This window comes from Ruminococcus sp. 210702-SL.1.03, from assembly GCF_020559915.1.
In the GTDB taxonomy this organism is placed as follows: Bacteria; Bacillota; Clostridia; order Oscillospirales; family Ruminococcaceae; genus YE71.
In genome coordinates, this window is record NZ_JAJCLZ010000013.1 from 34,942 (window position 1) to 51,708 (window position 16,767).

15 protein-coding genes and 1 riboswitch are annotated in these 16,767 nt (G+C 46.4%); of the genes, 5 read left to right on the forward strand and 10 right to left on the reverse strand.

Annotated features, from left to right (window positions below):
• Positions 1-9: 9 nt before the first annotated feature.
• Together LI114_RS08390 and LI114_RS08395 are read left to right on the forward strand one after the other, a co-directional pair.
• Complete coding sequence (locus LI114_RS08390) at positions 10-420, forward strand: PH domain-containing protein (RefSeq protein WP_227220303.1); 411 nt, start codon at positions 10-12, stop codon at positions 418-420.
• Positions 421-464: 44 nt separating this feature from the next.
• Positions 465-1,523 carry an FkbM family methyltransferase gene (locus LI114_RS08395; protein ID WP_227220304.1) on the forward strand — a complete coding sequence of 353 codons (1,059 nt, stop codon included), beginning with the start codon at positions 465-467 and terminating at the stop codon, positions 1,521-1,523.
• Between the two features lie 43 nt (positions 1,524-1,566).
• On the opposite strand, the gene LI114_RS08400 is transcribed toward LI114_RS08395, so the two are convergent.
• The 10 genes from LI114_RS08400 to queA all read right to left on the reverse strand — a co-directional run bounded on the left by LI114_RS08400 (position 1,567) and on the right by queA (position 13,842).
• Complete coding sequence (locus tag LI114_RS08400; RefSeq protein WP_022127089.1) at positions 1,567-1,716, reverse strand: hypothetical protein; 150 nt, start codon at positions 1,714-1,716, stop codon at positions 1,567-1,569.
• 98 nt (positions 1,717-1,814) lie between these two features.
• Positions 1,815-4,472, reverse strand: coding sequence for a sensor histidine kinase (locus tag LI114_RS08405; protein WP_227220305.1), 2,658 nt, complete (start codon positions 4,470-4,472; stop codon positions 1,815-1,817).
• Positions 4,456-5,163, reverse strand: coding sequence for a response regulator transcription factor (locus LI114_RS08410; protein ID WP_022127087.1), 708 nt, complete (start codon positions 5,161-5,163; stop codon positions 4,456-4,458). Before LI114_RS08410 ends, LI114_RS08405 begins: the two co-directional genes overlap by 17 nt.
• A 215-nt stretch (positions 5,164-5,378) precedes the next feature.
• Positions 5,379-6,791, reverse strand: a complete 1,413-nt coding sequence (locus tag LI114_RS08415) for an extracellular solute-binding protein (RefSeq protein WP_227220306.1) — start codon at positions 6,789-6,791, stop codon at positions 5,379-5,381.
• A 25-nt stretch (positions 6,792-6,816) separates the two neighbouring features.
• Positions 6,817-8,235, reverse strand: coding sequence for an ABC transporter substrate-binding protein (locus tag LI114_RS08420; protein WP_227220307.1), 1,419 nt, complete (start codon positions 8,233-8,235; stop codon positions 6,817-6,819).
• A gap of 327 nt (positions 8,236-8,562) precedes the next feature.
• Entirely contained in the window at positions 8,563-10,215 is a 1,653-nt protein-coding gene (locus LI114_RS08425) for an AMP-binding protein (protein WP_227220308.1), read from the reverse strand.
• A gap of 22 nt (positions 10,216-10,237) precedes the next feature.
• Positions 10,238-10,891, reverse strand: a complete 654-nt coding sequence (locus LI114_RS08430; protein WP_227220309.1) for an HAD family hydrolase — start codon at positions 10,889-10,891, stop codon at positions 10,238-10,240.
• Positions 10,892-10,916: 25 nt separating this feature from the next.
• Positions 10,917-12,059, reverse strand: coding sequence for a tRNA guanosine(34) transglycosylase Tgt (tgt, locus tag LI114_RS08435; protein ID WP_227220310.1), 1,143 nt, complete (start codon positions 12,057-12,059; stop codon positions 10,917-10,919).
• A gap of 35 nt (positions 12,060-12,094) precedes the next feature.
• Entirely contained in the window at positions 12,095-12,625 is a 531-nt protein-coding gene (locus LI114_RS08440) for a hypothetical protein (RefSeq protein ID WP_227220311.1), read from the reverse strand.
• Positions 12,626-12,795: 170 nt separating this feature from the next.
• Positions 12,796-13,842: a tRNA preQ1(34) S-adenosylmethionine ribosyltransferase-isomerase QueA gene (queA, locus tag LI114_RS08445; protein ID WP_319638299.1), complete on the reverse strand. Its 1,047-nt coding sequence runs from the start codon at positions 13,840-13,842 to the stop codon at positions 12,796-12,798.
• Between the two features lie 106 nt (positions 13,843-13,948).
• A riboswitch (Lysine riboswitch) is annotated at positions 13,949-14,146 on the forward strand.
• A 147-nt stretch (positions 14,147-14,293) separates the two neighbouring features.
• On the opposite strand from queA, the gene asd reads away from it, so the two are divergent.
• From asd to dapA, 3 genes are read left to right on the forward strand one after another with little or no spacing between them, the layout of a single operon-like run.
• Positions 14,294-15,376, forward strand: a complete 1,083-nt coding sequence (gene asd, locus LI114_RS08450; protein WP_227220312.1) for an aspartate-semialdehyde dehydrogenase — start codon at positions 14,294-14,296, stop codon at positions 15,374-15,376.
• Between the two features lie 2 nt (positions 15,377-15,378).
• Positions 15,379-15,834, forward strand: a complete 456-nt coding sequence (locus tag LI114_RS08455) for a GNAT family N-acetyltransferase (RefSeq protein WP_022127078.1) — start codon at positions 15,379-15,381, stop codon at positions 15,832-15,834.
• A gap of 28 nt (positions 15,835-15,862) precedes the next feature.
• Positions 15,863-16,762, forward strand: coding sequence for a 4-hydroxy-tetrahydrodipicolinate synthase (dapA, locus tag LI114_RS08460; RefSeq protein WP_022127077.1), 900 nt, complete (start codon positions 15,863-15,865; stop codon positions 16,760-16,762).
• Positions 16,763-16,767 lie beyond the last annotated feature (5 nt).

The following is a 16,767-nucleotide window of genomic DNA, read 5'->3' on the forward strand; positions in this document are numbered from 1 at the left end:
GTGCTTAATTTGAAAAAGGATCTATTTGATTATATCTGGACTGATAAAAAAAGAACGCTTTTCGGTCTGCCATTGTCTTTTACCAGATATTTTCTTACGGAAACGAAATTTATCACACGCAAGGGTTTCTTGAGCGTTGAAGAGGATGAGCTTGAGCTTTACAAGGTCACCGATAAGAAGCTTGTAATGCCTTTCGGTCAGCGCATTTTCGGCTGTGCTACGATAGTTCTCCACGTCAGAAATGATGTTGACACGCCTGTTAAGGAGATCAAGTCGATAAAGAACGCGCGCAAGGTACTCGAAATGATCGATAAGCAGATCGACATGAACAGAGATAAGTATAATATCCGCGGCAGAGATATGTACGGCGGAGAACCGCATCACGGAGAAATGGAATTTAATGACTACGATCCGATGTGATCGTGACGCCTGCGCATTTAGTGCAGGCGTTTTTTCGGAGTAATATGGATATTAAAGATTTTACAGACCTGCAAGAATCGTGGGAAGCGCTAAAGACCTCTTCTCTGCCCGTCTGCATTTACGGTACGGGCAATGCCTGCGAGCGCATTTTGGAGCAGTTTGAACAGCGCGGCATATTTTGTAGCGGCATTTTTGCAAGCGATGGCTTTGCAAGAGGACAGATTTTTCATGGATACAAAGTTGAAACGCTTTCACAAATAGAACAACGCCTGGGCGATATAGTGGTCTGCTGTGCTTTCGGAAGTTCCCTGCCCGATGTTATGCGGCAGATAAGGGACATTGCAGCAAAACATAAGCTTGTTTTTCCCGATCTGCCTGTTGCGGGTGATGAGCTGTTCTCAAAGCGTGGATTGCTCGAAATGTTTACTGATGTTCAGAATATGAGCAAATTATTTGCAGATGATCTTTCTGTACAAACGTTTATAAACGTGCTGAAATTCAAGATGACGGGCGATATTTCATTTTTGGATAACTTTTTCAGCAGCGACAAGACGTCAGATATTATCGCTCTTGGCGATGACGAAATATACGCAGACCTCGGTGCTTACACCGGCGACACGGCGGAAGAGTTTATCCAAAGCGTTGGCGGAAAGTACAAGCGCATTTACACTTTCGAGCCTGACAAGCGCAATTTTAGAAAGTGTGTGCGGCGGCTGATGAAGTACGATAATATCACTATGATAAACGCCTGTGCATGGTGCACCTGTGGGCAGCAACGGTTCAGCCAAAGTTCTGGCAGACAGTCTAAGGTCGGCGACAAGGGCACGCTTATCGCCGCCAAAACGCTTGATTCTGCGGTCAGAAGCGGCGGATGTACACTGATAAAGTATGACGTCGAGGGCGCTGAGCGTGAGGCTCTGGCAGGCTCTGAAAAGACGATAACGCGCTTTCATCCGAAGCTTGCGGTATCGGTATATCACCGTCCGTATGATATGCTGGAGCTGACTGAGTACGTTCACAAACTGCTGCCGAACCACCGACTTTATCTGCGGCAGACCCCATATTACCCCGCGTGGGACACTATACTTTACGCTGTAAAATAAAAGACGGCTGTGCATTTTGCTGCACAGCCGTTTGTTTTATTGCTCATATACCGCACTCTTCGTAATCTTTCCACTTTTCATAATGCGCTTTATCCTCAAAATACTTGTAAAAAAGCAGAGCGATAGAAGCTATCACGAGCAGAAGTGCGCCGGTGAGTGTCCAGAATGATTTTTTCTTTGAATATTTTTCCACAATATGTCATCCTTTCGCCGCTTGGCAATTTATCTGTTTTTATTATAACATAATAATCACCTGATGTCAATACAAGCTTTGTGAAAAAAATGGTCTAATTATGTTTGCGTAATGTCGCTTTCATCGTCTGTCAGCTGGTCATTTGCGGTTTCTTGCTCGGTGAGTTTGTCGAACTTTACAAGCGCGGCAAATACGTCACCGTCAATGTTTATGCTGAACTCGCCGCCGCAAGCCTCTGTGAAGGATTTTGCGATGGATAGTCCCAAACCGCTTCCTCCGTCGCTGCGGGATTTATCACCGCGTGTAAAGCGCTCTGTGATCTCGCCGGCCGAAAACTTCATTTCGTATGACGAAACGTTCTTTACGCTTAGCAAATAGCGGTCGTCGTTCTCGCTAAGAGTAATGTAAATTCGCGTGTAATCCATCGAATATTTCAGCGCGTTGTCTAGCAGATTTTGTATCACACGGTAAAGTTTTGCACCGTCGCCCATGATAGGAGCGTGATTTGGGGCAATGTCGATACGCAGCTCTTTTTCCGATTGCAGAACTTTGTCCTCGTTGTCGGCGATAACTTGGCGAACTAATATCGCGAGGTCAAGGCGCTGCATCGAGATCTCCACGCCGCTCGCAGCTTTCGCCAACGAGAATACATCTGAAACTATATCGCGCAGCTTGTTGGCCTTGCGGCTGAGTACTTTTACATAGTCCTGCGCTTCGTCGGGCAAGTCGGTCTTGCTCAGTAGGTCAATGTAGCTGATTATCGAGGTCAGCGGAGTTTTTAGGTCGTGCGAAACGTTTGTGACAAGTTCTACCTTTAGTTTTTCTGACTGCACTTGCTTATCTACTGCCAGCTCTGCCCTGTTGGATACTTCGGACAGCTTTTTGTCCAGCGAATAAAGTTTTGAGCTTTCTTTCAGAATAGGTTCACATTTGCCCATTGTGTTGTCGCTGTCGTCAAGTATTTCATCAAGCTGGCGGTCAAGCTTCATAATGTCGCGGATAAGCTTTGCCGTATAGCCAACAAAACTCGCAAACGTCAGCAGAAGCACGACGTAGAATGCGTATATCGGCAAACTTATGTCAAAATAGGCTATGTGCCATATTATCGAAGCGACCGCGACTGTTATTATGCTGTGGATAATGTACTTCGTTTTTATGCTGAGCTTTCGGTAGCTTTTTACTATGCCGATGTTCGCTTTTTTTTCTTCTATGCGTTTGCGAAGAGGCAGCGTGCGGTCGTTTATCACGTTCAGCAAAAGCCGAGGTCTGCCACTCCCTTTGACGTGCGTCTTTATGATCTTGACATTTTTGTCATAAGCTATCAAGCAGATCATGAAGCTTAGGAAAGATATTAGCGCCGGCAGGCTCGTTTGTAATGGCGATACCTGAAAGCCGTAATATGAAAATCCGTATGATATAGATAAGCATAGCAATACTACGCCTGCCACTATCGCTAATGCGGAAAAGTCGGGTTTGAAAAGGCGGTCGAAAAATGTGATCTGATCGTCCTTGTACTTTTCAGCCTTGCGAGCCGCGGTGATTATCGCAAATGTCAGCGCCGAACCTATGCTGAGTATGCTCAGGCATATCCACACTACGTTGAGTATGTCGTATTGTTTCTGATATTTCGTTATCAGTGCCGCCGAGGTCGTAGCTATGTCAGTTTTCGGCGACATGAATACTGTCAGTTTCGAGGTATCTAGTGACTCAAAATAATAATTCGGAAAGCTCTCAAGGTCAGTCCATACGCCAAATTTATTCAGCGCGCCACCCTCCTGCGAGCAGGCTTTTTTGTATTCTGCTGACCCGGGATACATCGTGATCTGCGAAGTCGTTACGGTCTGGTAACTGCCATCTGCGTCCTCAAGGTCACCGTATTCGTACATCACGGAGTCCTCATCGTAATAAAGCTCGCCGGTATCATCGTCAAGACGCAAATACGAATTATAATCGCTGGAATCATTCGGATAGCTGTAAAGCACGTTATCGCCGCTTGGTGAAAAGCAAATAGTATATCTGTCGATAAAGTCTTTATTAGCCGCGCCCAGCATCAGCTTGTCCGAGTCAATGTACTCCGAAGTCAGCTTGTCTGAGCTGTCCTGATCTGCTTCTGTATAATAAACTTCCGTTTTGCCTAAGCCGCTTTCGTCATGCAGCGGCTTTGTCTTTATCTTGTTGTTCTCTCGCAGATAATAGCTTTTATCGTACATATTCATGATATTGGCAAGACGATTTTTTTCGCTCATTTCGTCTACACCCTCTATGTTTGTAAGATATTCGCCATCGTACTCAACGTAAAAGTAAAAGTAGCTGCTGTCGATATTTGTTATATTGTAGTGCGACTGGTCTACGTTTACTCCCCTGCTGCTCGCGTTTTTTATGCCGAAAACGTCCGAGGCTTTCATATCAAAGTTTGAAAGCGACTGATACATCTGTTCGTATAGCGTCGGAGTGCCTTTGTAAGCGCCTTTAGAGCAGTTGCTAAGGTAGATAGTGCCCAACGTACAAAGGTCTGAATAAACGGCGTTGCGACATATATTGGCGCGAAACTGTCCTTTCTCTTTGGGCGTCATATCGCTGTCGCCCTCGGTAGCGTAATCTGAAAAAGCTCCTTCGTCGTCCGCGCTTGCATAAAAGTATCTGGCGTTAGATGCCAAAGGCTGTATGGCGACAGCCGCCGCAGCAGAAAGCGCGGCGATGAGAGCAAAGGAAGAACGCAGCTTATTTCTCTTTATATTCTCAATGATTTTTTTCAAGCTTGTATCCTACCCCCCATACCACCTTTATGTACTTCGGATTTTTCGGGTTGATCTCGATCTTTTCGCGCAAGTGGCGAATGTGCACCATTACGGTGTTCTCGACCGCGAAAGCTTCTTCATTCCATACATTGGTGTAAATTTGCTCGGCAGAAAATACCCTGCCGGGATTCTTCATAAAAAGCTCGATTATTTTTAGCTCTTTGGCGGTAAGTCGAACAGGCTCTCCATCTACGCTCAGAGTCTTTTCATTTATATCATACTCCAGCCCGCCAACTGTGATAACATCCGTTTTTGATTCTGCAGATTCGCTGCCGAGAGATGTGTAACGTCTAATACTTGATTTAACTCTCGCAGCCAGCTCTGAAGGGCTGTAAGGCTTGGTAATGTAATCATCTGCGCCAATTGAAAGACCAAGGACCTTGTCGCTCTCTTCCGACTTTGCCGAAAGCACGAGCACAGGAATATTTCTCTTTTCCCTGATCTTCATTATTGCAGACAGACCGTCGAGATTTGGCATCATTATATCTATTATAACCAGCTTTATCTCGGGGTTCTCAGCAAGCGCTTCAAGCGCCTCTAAGCCATCGTAGGCTTTTATAACCGAGTATCCCTCGAGCTCAAGCAGCTTTGCTATCGCCTTTACAATATCTCTGTCGTCGTCTGTCACCAAGACCTGAATTTTTTCCATCTCTATTGCTCTCCTTTGTTTCGGGCGGCTTGCCTTTTCTCCGCCGATTATTATTTTAAACCCGCATTCTTAAATACAAGTGGACGTTATTCTTAAATTTATCTTAATTAAATTATCCGCATTTATAATTATATCAGCATATTTTCGGCGTGTCAAGTGGATATAAAAAGCGCCCCGAAGCAGATCGGAGCGCTTTGAAATAATTCTAATGAAATTTACTGATTAAGCTCAGAAAGACGCTTGTTCATATCCTTGATCTCAGAATCAACAGTAGCGGAGTACTGCTCGCGGATCTGTGCCCATGTAGGCTGGTTGCCATCCTCATCGGTGCTTGCAACAGCGCCGTAGATGTAGTCGGCAAGCTTCTGGTTTCCATCGAAGGATTTCTCGTCGCCGAGGGTGTTGGAGATACCGAATATGTAGTCGAAGATCATCATGTAGTCGTCGGAAATGACGTCTGAGCGTACATTGTACATTTCTTCAGTCCAGTAAGGATTGTTCTCCATGAATTTTTCCTTGTTGGTCTCAGCGTACTTAGGATCAGTCTTGGCAACGCGGTTACACTCAAACCAGCACTTTACAGCGTCAGCCTTGTCAGAACCCTTTACCCACATATAAGCCGTCATGTTTGAAGTAGTGATCTTCTGCGGGTTATCGTCGCTTGCGGGTATCGGCACGATAGCCCAGTTGTCGCCTTCCTTAGGACCGCTGTTGCCTGTGTAAGCCCAGTCGCCCATAGCGTAGAAGAGGCAATTCTGCGAGAAGCAATCGCTTGCAGAGCCTATCCAGCCGCCGAGTATAAGACCCTTCTTATTCATATCGTAAAGCATATTTTCTGCCTTTTCGATGTCGGGGTCTTTCAGGTTGTTTACAAAAGTATTTGAATCTGCATCGTACTCAACAAGACGTTTTCCGGTCTGCTGAACGAAATGGTTCTTAAAGAAGCCGTTTACGCCGTAGCGCTCAGTATCGGAAGCGTTGCCAACGTAGTCGGTCATGATGTTTTCCCATGCGCTCCATGTCCACTCACCATCGAGATAGAGCTGGTAAGGATCGTCAAGACCCTCAGACTCGATAACGGAATTATCGTAGCATAGCATAGCGGAAGCTTCGTAGCCTACGGGAGCAACATAGTGCTCACCCTTGAGTACGAACTGGTCTGCAACGTTCTTGGTTGGCGACCAAAGATCGCTTTCAAAGTCTACTATGGAGTCTATCGGCTGATACATCTCACGTACTATCTGCGAGGGGAACGCTATCCATTCATACTTGAAGATGTCGGGTACATCCTTATTTGCTGTTATAGCAGCTGCAAGCTTGTCGAAACGCTCATCGTGAGTAGTAGCGCTGTACTTTATCGAGCCGCCTCTCTTCTGGAAAAGAGTAAGCTCGGTAGATGTTTCGGGATTGCCTGCGGTGGGGTTAAGATCTCCCTCGCCGAGGTAAAGCAGCTCGGTAGCCGAGCCATCAGGAATAGCGGAGATGTTTTCATCGTCTTCTACCTTTACATTGTTGGTAGCTTCAAAGCTTGAGGAATCTTTATCTTCCTTTTTGCTTCCGCAGGAAGCAGCGGAAAGTGCCATTGCCAAAGCAAAAGCTCCTGCGATAACGCGCTTGTAATTCTTCATCTGAATATCTTCCTTTCAAAATTTATCAGTTGCCCTGCTTAGAGATATATGTCTTGATAGCTTCGTTGATAGCTTTCAGCTCGGTATCTACCGTAGCGGAGTAGGTCTCTCTCAGTTCGCTCCATGTGTACTGGTGACCGCTGTCGTCAGTCTTGTTGGTGAACTCATAAAGTTTTCTTGTGATAGAGTTTCCGTCCTCGTTAGAGTTATCGTCAGAAAGTGTGCCCGAAATGCCGTAGCCGTAGTCAAATACCTGCTTGTACTCGGTCGAAGAAGCGTCGAGGAATACCTGATACATATCCTCTGTCCATGCGGGATTTGCGTTGAGGAATTTTTCCTTGCCGTTTTCACGATATGTAGCGTCAGTATTGGCAATGCGGCAGCACTCGTACCATGTCTTTACAGCTTCGCTCTTGGTAGAACCCTTTACCCACATATAAGCGAGCATATCGGAAGTCATGTACTTTTCATCGGTGTTAGGATCAGATGGGATAGGAACTACTCTCCAGTCGTCGCCTTCTTTAGGACCGTTGTTGCCGGTCATAGCCCATGTACCCATGCAATAGAAGAGTGTATTACCATCTTTAAGAGCGTTGTTTGCGTTGCCCTTCCAGTCTGTATCTACAAATCCCTTTTTACCTATATCGTACAGCAGATTCTCTGCGCGCTCGATGTCAGGGTCGCTGAGATTGGAAACAAAAGTATTGGTTTCTTTATCGTAATTTATCATGGTCTTGCCGGTCTGCTGGATAAGCTGAGTCTGGAACCAGCCGTTAATACCATATCTTGTCTGTCCGTCAGTTGCGTTAGAGCAGAAAGTATTCATCATATCGTACCATGTATCCCAGTTCCACTCGCCGTTCTGATAAAGCTCGTACGGATCGTCAAGACCTTCGTTTTCGATAACTGAGTAATCATACATCATAAGAGTTCCGACTGAGAAGCTGATAGGCGCTACATAATGCTCACCGTTAAGTACGAACTGGTCAGCAGAATCCTTAGTATCTTTCCATAGGTCGGAATCGAAATCAACTATGCTGTCAACAGGCTGGTACATATCCTTAACTATCTGACAGGGAAAAGCGAGCCACTCATACTTAAATATGTCAGGCACGTCTTTCTTAGACATGATAGCAGCAGCAAGCTTGTCAAACTTTTCGCTGTCGATAACCTGGCTGTATTTTACCTTGCCTCCCTTGTTGTTGAAAAGGGTCATCTCTACGCTCTTGTCCTGCCCCTCTTGGGGATTGAGGTCGTATGTACCCATCCAAAGTATCTCGTGGTCGGCGTCCTCAGGAATATCTTCGATAAGATCAGTGTCATTTACCGCTACTTTTTTTACAGTAGTAACTGCCGAATCATTTTTTGAAGAACCTCCGCAGCCTGCGGCACTGCATACGCACATTAAAGCCGCTGTGAGGGCGGCTATCTTTCTAAATTTCATAAGAATGGATCCTTTCTCTAAAAAATACGTTATGGTAAAACTGAATAACACAGTTTCATGTACAATAAACCATACATAAATTATAAAACATATTGTAATCGTTGTCAATACACATAAAAAACAAAATAACTCAGCGCTTTTTGTAAGATGTGTCTAAAAAAGCGTTTTCGATTTGTGCATAGTGAAAAATATATGTTCAAATATTAAACATAGGCTGCTTGTTTACATTGTTTTCATGAGCAAAACGATCTACACACTGTAAAAAAAGAAAACCCACCATATTTTTCTGCATTGGTAGGTTTTCGTATAAAACAATTTTCTTTTCGATCAGTTTTTCTTAGAATCGTTTTTTCTGATCTCGCCGCGTTTGATCTTTCCGCTTATAGTCTTAGGCAGTTCGTCTACAAATTCCACTATTCTCGGGTACTTGTACGGCGCGGTAGATCTCTTTACATAGTTCTGAAGCTCTTTCGCAAGCTCGTCAGACGGCTTGTAATTCTTTGTAAGAACGATCGTCGCCTTTACCACTTTGCCGCGGATAGGGTCGTTCGCCGCAGTTATTGCGCACTCCAGTACGCTCGGGTGCTCCATCAATATGCTTTCGATTTCGAAAGGCCCAATGCGGTATCCCGAAGCTTTGATAAGATCGTCAGTTCTGCCGACGTACCAGTAGTAACCGTCCTCATCCATATATGCGGTGTCGCCCGTGTGGTAGAAGCCGTATCTCCACGCGCGGTCGTTTTCAGCAGGATTTCGGTAGTACTCTTTGAAAAGCGCAGGGTGCTTGCCGCGTTCGCCGTAGATCACTATCTCGCCCGTTTCGCCCTGCTTCACAGGTTTGCCGTCTTCGTTCACGATGCCGACCTTGTAAAGCGGAGTAGGCTTGCCCATAGAGCCCGGCTTAGGCTCCATGCCGTACAGATTGCCGACTATAACGGCCGATTCGGTCTGTCCAAAGCCCTCCATAAGTTTCAGTCCCGTGTACTCATACCACTTGTTGAATACCTCGGGATTGAGCGCTTCGCCCGCGATACAGCTGTATTTCAGCGACGAAAGATCATAATTCTCTATGCCCTCTTTGATAAAGAAACGGTACATGGTAGGCGGTGCGCAGAAAGATGTCAGCTTGTAATCCTGAATAACTTTCAGCAGTGCCGAGGGGTTAAAGCGGTCGAAATCGTAGATAAATGTGGTAGCTCCCGCTATGAACTGGCCGAACATCTTGCCCCATGCGCACTTAGCCCAGCCCGTTTCAGAAACGGTAAGGTGCAGCGAGTTTTCGTCAAGGTGATGCCAGTGCTTGCCGGTGATGATATGCGCTGCGGCTATCGAGTAGCGGTGCAGTACCATCTTAGGATAGCCCGTAGTGCCCGAGCTGAAATACATCAGCATAGGCTCGTCAACGTGCGTTTCCACTCTTTCAAATTCAGGAGAATATTTTGCAATCTCGGGCAGAAAGTCTGTCCAACCATCGCGGCTGCCGTGAGTGATGAACTTCTCTTTCATTCCGTCGTACTCTTCCAGCGCCTGCTCGATATGGTCAGGGACGTTGTTCTCAGCGGTAGCGACTATATACTTTATGTCAGCCGCCTTGAAACGGTAGGTGTAGTCCTTTTTCATGAGCTGGTTTGTGGCGGGAACGAGAATAGCGCCGATCTTCATAAGTCCATACGCCAAGAACCAAAATTCATAATGCCTTTTCAGTACAGCCATTACGAAATCGCCCTTCTTAACGCCGTGTGCAAGCATCATGTTCGCAACGCGGCTGCTCTGCTCTTTCAAATCACGATAGGTGAAGCGGTGCTCCTCGCCGGCTTCGTTTACCCAAAGTATAGCCGTTTTGTCGGGCTGAAGTCTTGCAAGCTCGTCAACTACGTCGTAAGAGAAGTTGAAATTATCTTTCAGATCAAGCTCGAAGCTCAAAAGTCTGCCTTCGTCATCAAGCTCTTCTTTCACGAACCTTTTGTAAAAATCTTTCATTAAAATATCCTCCTGCCGAGAATCAAATTTCTCTGCAAATTTTCTCTATGTCAGCGGGACTTTCCGCTATGTATACAGCTCCTGCGCGCTCCAGCTCTTCCCTGCCGCGAAATCCCCATACACAGCCGATCGAGCGCATACCCGCGTTCTCAGCCGTGATAATGTCAACGTCAGAATCGCCGATCATTACAGTTTCCTCGGGCACAACGTCGAGCTTCTGCATTATGTCGTTTACGATGTCCGGCGCTGGCTTGGCTTTCATTCCGTCAAGTTTTCCGCGAACAAGCTCGAAACAGCTTTCGTCAAAAAATGCCGAAACTATCTGCTTAGAAAAAGCGTCGGGCTTGTTTGAGGCTACCGCGCATTTCAGCCCCAGCGAATGCAGGTCGGTAATTACCTTGGTTATGCCGTCATAAGGCTTTGTTTTATTAAGACAGCCGCTGCGGTAGTAGTCGGAAAAAATAGCATGTATCCTTTCCAATTCCTGCGGGTCAGTGCCCTGCGGCATAGCTCTTTCTATAAGCTTTCGCGTGCCGTTTCCGACGTAATATCTGTAATTATCCAGCGGGTGGGTCGGGTATCCGTTTTCCTCAAGCGCACGGTTAGTAGCGTCGGCTAGGTCGGTTATGGAATTTACCAGTGTACCGTCAAGGTCAAATATCACCAGTTTTAGCATATTATCATCTTCTTATTATAATTTATCAATCTTCGAGTTTTGAAGCAAGGCGTGAAGAATATGTGTTTCTGAATTCCTCGTATCTGCCCTCGTCGAGCGCTTCACGTATCTTCTCCATCAGCGTATTATAGAAATACAGGTTGTGCTGTACTGCAAGTCTGCCCGCGAGCTGCTCGTTCGATTTGAAAAGATGGCGTATATACGCTCTCGAGAAATTGCGGCAAGTCGGGCAGTCGCATTCGGTATCCAGCGGACGGTCATCAAGCTCATAACGTTTATTGTGCGCGTGCATTATGCCGTTCCATGTGAATATCGTAGCGTGACGTGCGTTTCTGCTGGGCATTACGCAGTCGAAGAAATCCACTCCGCGGTAAACCCCTTCGATAATGTTCGATGGTGTGCCGACTCCCATAAGGTAGCGCGGCTTGTCCTTAGGCATAAAAGGCTCTACCTGCTCGATGACGTGGTACATCACCTCGGTAGGCTCTCCTACGGCAAGTCCGCCTATCGCAAAGCCTGAGCAGTACTCTATCTCGCGTATGCGCTTCATGTGTTCTATGCGCAGATCGTCATATGTACAGCCCTGATTTATGCCGAAAAGCATCTGATCTTTATTTATGGTATCTTCAAGTAAATTAAGGCGCTTTTGCTCTGCCACGCAGCGCTCCAGCCAGCGTACAGTGCGCTCACAGGAAGCTTTGGAATAAGCATGCTCCGCAGGGTTCTCTACGCACTCGTCGAAAGCCATCGCGATGGTGGAAGCGAGGTGCGATTGTATACGCATGCTCTCTTCCGGCCCCATGAAAATGCGTTTCCCGTCAACGTGCGAATTGAAATAAACGCCCTCTTCTTTTATTTTACGCAGTTTAGCAAGCGAAAAAACCTGAAATCCGCCGCTGTCTGTAAGAATAGGCTTGTGCCAGTTCATGAATTTGTGCAGACCGCCCATTTTGTAGATTATATCGTCGCCGGGACGAACGTGCAAGTGGTAGGTATTGCAGAGTTCTACCTGGCATTTGAGCTGGTCGGCAAGGTCTACCGAGGAAATGCCGCCTTTTATCGCGGCAGACGTGCCCACGTTCATGAAAACAGGCGTTTGTATAGTGCCGTGAACGGTGGTAAGCTCACCTCTTCTGGCGTTTCCCTCTTGTTTTATCAATTTAAACATATTAAAGCAAATTTCTCCTTGATAGTTGTTGTATCCTAAGCTTTGTTTTCGAGGTCTTTTTTCTTTGCGGCGGCTTTCAGCCATTGACCAAAAGTCTGCTCTTCCTGCTCGGGATATATCTCGCTCAGCGGCGTATCCAGCTGCCAGTCGAAAACAGTGTTGCAGACCCATATGCCGAAAGTCTTTTCGCGCAGCGGGTAGCCCTCTGGCGGTTTTCTGCGCTTTTGCCCCTCTATTATGGTATCCTCGATCTCAAGCATCTTACCGAAGTGTTCTATCTTGCCGAATACGGGATAGTACATACTGCACCTTATCTTATTTCGCCCATCGGTAAACCTAGCAGCCGAGCATGACGAAGGATTTTCGGGCGTTATGCCGAACTGCCGCAGAAATTCGCACAGCTTCGGGTAACTTTCCGCCAGCGCAGGTCGTATAATTTTTATACAGGGCGAAAGTATCTTGTGCTCAGCAGCGTAATATTCAGCTGTTTTATCAATGTCAACAGAAAATCTGTAAGCCAGTTTCTTGCTTTCGCTGCCGCAGGTGCAGCATTCAATGATCTCCACGAAACTACCTCGTTTCAAAAAAAGAAAAACTCTGTATTTACGATCAGAATTAAATTCTAAATAATTTTATCATAAATACAGGGTTTTGTCAAAGCTTTTTTAGACACAGTTTAATAACTGGTGCATAAGTTTTAGCAAAAATATTGTAAATCATTTCATCAATTCGCGGCTTATGATATAAACATACAGTCACCAAACGAAAAGAAGCGGTATTTCTCTTCCACCGCGATCTTGTAAGCGTTCATAGTATTCTCATACCCAAGAAATGCTGATACCAGCATTATGAGCGTGCTTTCAGGCAGATGGAAATTGGTTATAAGTCCGTCGAGCACTTTAAATTCAAATCCGGGGTAAATGAATATCTCTGTCCTGCCCTCGCATGAGATTATCTTGCCGTACTTTTGCGCCGCGGCTTCAAGGGTTCGGCAGCTTGTAGTGCCGACCGCGATAACTCGTCCGCCGCATGCTTTGGTTTCGTTTATCATTTTAGCCGTTTCTTCTGGTATCTCGTAATGCTCGCTGTGCATCTTGTGGTCGAGCACTCTGTCCTCTTTTACAGGTCGGAACGTGCCAAGACCAACATGAAGTGTAACGTAGGCGATGTTTATACCACGCTTTTGAATATCCGCTAGCATTTCCTTTGTAAAATGCAGACCCGCCGTAGGCGCTGCGGAAGAGCCTATCTCGTGCGAATATACAGTCTGATAACGTTCTTTATCTTCAAGCTTTTCAGTGATGTACGGCGGCAGCGGCATCTGACCTATCTCGTCGAGAACGCTGTAAATGTTGCCCTCCAAAACAGTGAATTTTGCAACGCGGTTGCCGTCTTCCAGAACGTCTGTTATTTCAGCTGTGAGCTTGCCCTCGCCGAATACGAACTTCGCGCCGACTTTCGCCTTCTTTCCGGGGCGGCAGAGTATTTCCCACTCTTCATTTCCGCGCTGTTCCAGCAGCAGAAACTCTATAAAGCTTCCCGTATCAGCACGCTTGCCGTAAATACGGGCAGGCAGTACGCGCGAATCGTTCAGCACCAGCAGATCGCCCTCCTGCAAAAAATCGCAGAGGTCGTAGAAATGCGAGTGAACGCACTCCCCTGTTTTGCGGTCGATCTTCATCATGCGTGAAGCATTTCTCGGCTCTATCGGGTGCTGAGCTATAAGCTCTTTCGGCAGGTCGTACCAGAAATCAGATTTTGTCATGTTTTTTACATCAAGCATCTTTATTCTCCTTATTATATGTATATACAGCGCTCAATTTACAAAAAATTAAAACTTTTTCGCTTTTGGCTATTGACAACGCGTCAAATATCTGTTATTATTAAACAGAACAGATAGAGGTGCGGTAATGAATAGTACCTGACAGCAAAGTGTTTTTATCTTAAACGGTGTTTCCCCAAGCGCCGCGGCTGCTGTCAGCGAAAGGCTAAACCGCCGAAGCGTGCGTAAGGGGCGCATGGCTGACTGCAGGTCTAAGAGATATGCAGTTGTCATCATTACTTTATGGTGGAGTGCTATCGGCATTATTTATGTCAACATTCTTATTATATTGTATGATGGCCGGGTTTTCAACCGGTTTTTTTATTGTTTCAATATTTTTTATGCTTTGTACATAATTTTGACACACACGATATGCGTGCCGTGCAAAAGCAAATGAAAAGGAGTTTTTTTGATGAAGAAATTTAATGTAGGTATCATCGGCGCTACGGGCATGGTCGGTCAGAGATTTTCTCTGCTGCTCAGCGAACACCCTTGGTTCAACGTTGTTTGCGTTGCGGCTTCCTCCCGCTCGGCAGGCAAAAAGCTTAAAGACGCTATCGGCAGCAAGTGGGCTATGACTCAGCCTATCCCTGAAGCCATCGGCGAGCTGACTGTTCTCGACGCTGAAAAAGATATAGAGAAGATAGCTTCTATGGTAGATTTCGTATTCTGCGCTGTAAATATGAAGAAAGACGAGATCAAGGCTCTGGAAGAAAAGTACGCTAAGGCTGAGTGCCCAGTGGTTTCCAATAACTCCGCTCACAGACATACTCCCGATGTTCCTATGGTGATCCCCGAGATCAACCCTGAGCATATCGAGATAATCCCTGCGCAGAGAAAGCGTCTTGGCACAAAACGCGGATTTATCGCTGTTAAGTCTAATTGCTCGCTCCAGAGCTACGTTCCTGCTCTCACAGCGCTCATGGACGAATTCAAGGTCACTAAGGCCCTTACCTGCACCTATCAGGCTATTTCCGGTGCCGGTAAGACTTTTGAGACTATGCCCGAGATACTCGACAACGTTATCCCCTTCATCGGCGGCGAAGAAGAAAAGTCCGAGCAGGAGCCTCTTAAGATCTGGGGCAAGATCGAGGGCGACAAGATAGTTCCCGCTACCACTCCTAACATCACCGCTCAGTGCCTGAGAGTACCTGTTTCCGACGGTCACACTGCTGCTGTATTTGCTTCTTTCGAGAAGAAGCCTACTAAGGAGCAGATGCTTGAAGCATGGGCTAATTTCAAAGGCGTTCCTCAGGAGCTTGAGCTTCCATCCGCTCCTAAGCAGTTCCTGCACTATTTTGAGGAGGACAATCGTCCGCAGCCTAAGCTCGACAGAAACCTTGAAGGCGGCATGGCAGTATCTATCGGTCGTCTGCGCGAGGATACTCAGTATGATTACAAGTTCGTTTGCCTCTCTCACAATACTCTGAGAGGAGCTGCCGGCGGAGCTGTTCTGCTTGCAGAGCTGCTTGCTGCAAAGGGTTATTTTGATTAAAAATGAGCATTGAAATAAAAAAATGCGGCGCGGCGGAGTGCCCCGAGCTTTTTCAGATGACGAAAGAGCTTATAGATTACCACGATATGAGCGATATTTTTACTCTTACCGAGCAGCGGCTGACTGAGCTTGTACTGAGCGGCGCTGTTCACAGCTATATCGCCTACGTTGATGGCAAGCCTGCTGCGCACATAAATTTCTTTTATAAGTACACGACCTTTACAGGCAGAAAGATTCTTTATCTTGAAGATCTGTACACCCGCAGCGAATTTCGCGGACACGGACTTGGCACCAAGATGTTTGATCTGCTGAAAAACATAGCTAAAGAAAATTACTGCGAGTCGATAGAGTGGAAATGTGCTAAGTTCAACGAGAGCGGGAAACGCTTTTACGAACGCATCGGCGCACGGACAGAACAGGTCTGGGATACATATACTATTGAAAGAAAAGATTTTTGACCTTTGACTTGAAAGGAGTCGGAGTCTGATGAAAAAGACTATTTTTACAGGCGCTGGCGTAGCTATCGCCACACCTATGACCGAGAGCGGAGAGATCAATTTCGACGAGCTCGGCAGACTTATAGAGTTTAATATTGAAAACGGCACAGACGCTATCATCATCTGCGGTACTACCGGCGAAAGCGCTACCATGACCGACGAAGAGCACGTTGCCTGCATAAAGTACGCGGTAGAAAAGACTGCGGGCAGGATCCCTGTTATCGCGGGCACCGGTTCTAATCACACAAGCTACGCTGTAAATCTTTCTAAGGAAGCTGAAAAGCTTGGAGCTGACGCTCTGCTTTGCGTTACCCCTTACTACAACAAGGCTTCGCAGAAGGGTCTTATCAAGCACTTTACCGCTGTTGCTGAGGCTGTTGACCTGCCGATAATCCTTTACAACGTTCCTTCGAGAACAGGCGTGAACATTGCCGTTGAAACTATGAAGGAGCTTTCTAAGCTGGACAACATCGTGGCAGTAAAGGAAGCTTCCGGCAATATCAGCCAGGTAGCTAAGATCAAGCAAGCTTGCGGCGACGCGCTGGATATTTACTCGGGCAACGATGATCAGATTATTCCGATAATGTCGCTTGGCGGCAAAGGCGTTATCTCCGTCCTCTCTAACTGCTGTCCTAAGGAAACACATGAGATCTGCGCGCTTTGTATGGAAGAAAAGTACTCCGAAGCACGCGAGATAGCTATGAAGACCCTGCCTTTTGCAAACGCGCTTTTCAGCGACGTAAACCCCATTCCTGTAAAGCAGGCGCTTAATTACATGGGCTTCAAGGCCGGCTCCTGCCGTCTGCCCCTTTGCGATATGAGCGATGAAGCCGCCGCAAAACTGAAAGCAGAAATGGAAAAGCTCGGACTGGTAAACAGCATCAAGTAAAAAAG